Annotated in this window: 1 protein-coding gene and 1 pseudogene; both read left to right on the top strand. The window is 77.7% G+C overall.

Annotated elements, in window-relative coordinates:
• Window positions 1–643 (top strand): annotated as a pseudogene (locus L1885_RS27685) (hypothetical protein); the annotation flags it as partial.
• Between the two features lie 125 nt (window positions 644–768).
• Window positions 769–1932 (top strand): LOG family protein, encoded by a 1164-nt coding sequence (locus L1885_RS27680; RefSeq protein ID WP_235799889.1) that lies wholly within the window; start codon window positions 769–771, stop codon window positions 1930–1932.
• Window positions 1933–1992 lie beyond the last annotated feature (60 nt).

Below are 1992 nucleotides of genomic sequence, written 5' to 3'. Positions count from 1 at the left end.
CGCCCGGGCCCGCCTGGCACGGGAGACGGGCACGCGGCCCGCGCCGGTGGGGCTGCCGTGGGGCGTCGCCCTGACGGCGGCGGGCCTGGCCGTGGAGACGTACGCGAGCCGCGGTGGCGGGACGGCGCTCCCGCTGCCCGGCCGCTTCGACGGGAGCCCCGCCGGTGTGCTGGCCGGCTGGGCCCTGACGGCGGTCGGGCTCGCGCTGGTGGGACCCGGCATCAGCCACCTGTGCGGCTTGCTGCTCCAGTCCGCGCGGCCGGGCGCCGTACGCCTGCTGGCGGGCCGGGCGCTGATGACGCAGTCGGCCAGGATCGGCCGCCCGCTCGGCGTGCTGTGCGCGGTGGTGTCGGGCGCGTTCGCGGCGGCAGCGCTCTACGGCCCCGGCGACCAGCGCCCGTACGGCGCGCTGACCGGGCTCGGCGCCGGGGTCGTCGTCGGTTGCGCGGTGGCGACGCTGCTGACGGCGGCCGTCGAGGCCACGCAGTCCCGGCACGAGACCTCGCGCTCCCTGGCCGAGGCCGGCACCCCGGCGGCGGTCCTGCGCACGGCGGCGGGCGTGCGCGTCCTCGTCCTCGCGGCCGTGTTCGCCCCCCTGACGTGGCTGGTCGCGGCGCTCGCCGCGGCACCGCTGGGCCGCTGAGCCCGGCGATCGCCGAGCCGCCAGGTGCCGCGCCGCCGGGCCGTGGTCGGTGAGCCGCCTCGTCGGCGAGTACGGGGGCGCCCGAACGAGGCCGCGCGCCCCCGTCGCCGCACTACGATGGCGCGGTGCCGATACCTCAGCAGAGACAGCGACCGGGTGAAGGCGGCGACGACGGGCTTCCCGGGGACCGGGAGATCGAGACGCCGGAGGAGTTCGACCTCAGGGCGCGCGGGGGCACCCTGGCCGGATACCGGGTGCAGTCGGTCGACCTGACGGGCCGTACGCCGGTGCTGCTGGACCTCGACACGGCCGGCGCGGTCTTCCTCGGCTGCCCCATGGAGCCGGCCGCCCTGGCGAAGGTCCGCACGGACGGCGCGACGGTCTTCCCGCCCGTCCCCCACCTGCCGTTCGACCCCTACCGCGGCCTGCTGTACACGCCGGACCAGCTCTTCGAGGGGCTCGCGGACGAGGGCTACGAGGCGACGCCGGACGCCCGCGCCTACGCCTGGTTCCAGGACACCAAGGACGACGGCGACGTCTTCGCCTCGATGCTGCGGGCCGTGCACGACGACGCCGTCTCCGACGCGCTCGACGAATTCCTCGCCGGGGAGCGGGTCGTGGGCGTGATGGGCGGCCACGCGATGGAGCGCGGCACCGCCGCGTACGCGGGGGCGGCCCGCCTCGGCCGGGCGCTCGCCCGCACGGGTCTGACCGTCGCGACGGGCGGCGGCCCCGGCGCGATGGAGGCGGCGAACCTCGGCGCGTACCTGTCCCCGTTCGCCGACGACGCGCTGGAGGAGGCGCTCGGCGTCCTCGGCAAGACCCCCTCGTTCCGTCCCTCGGTCACCGACTGGGCCCGGGCCGCCTTCGAGATCCGTCTCCGCCGGCCGGAGGGCGGGCGGTCGGTGGGCATCCCGACCTGGTTCTACGGTCACGAGCCGCCGAACCCGTTCGCGAGCCACATCGCCAAGTACTTCGCGAACGCTCTGCGCGAGGACGGGCTGCTGGCCCGCTCCACCGCCGGCGTGGTCTTCCTGCCCGGGGCGGCCGGGACGGTGCAGGAGGTCTTCGACGCCGCGACACCGAACTACTACGGCTCCCGCGGCGAGCCGGCCCCCATGGTCCTGGTGGACCGGGAGCACTGGACGACGACGCTGCCGGCCTGGCCGCTGCTGTGCGCGCTCGCCGAGGGACGGCCGATGGCGGGGCGGATCGCGCTGGTCGACACCGTCGACGAGGCGCCGGCGGCCCTGGCCGCGCTCACGGAGCCGGCGGCCGGCCCCCGATGACCGGTGCGGGGGACGGCGTCCCGGCCGGGCAGGGCCTGCCGGCCGGCGACGGGGCCCGGG

The sequence above is a fragment of the Streptomyces fuscigenes genome, assembly GCF_021556455.1.
GTDB lineage: Bacteria > Actinomycetota > Actinomycetes > Streptomycetales > Streptomycetaceae > Streptomyces > Streptomyces fuscigenes.
The sequence above is the reverse complement of the archived record's forward strand: the minus strand, read 5'-3'. Positions and strand labels throughout refer to the sequence as shown.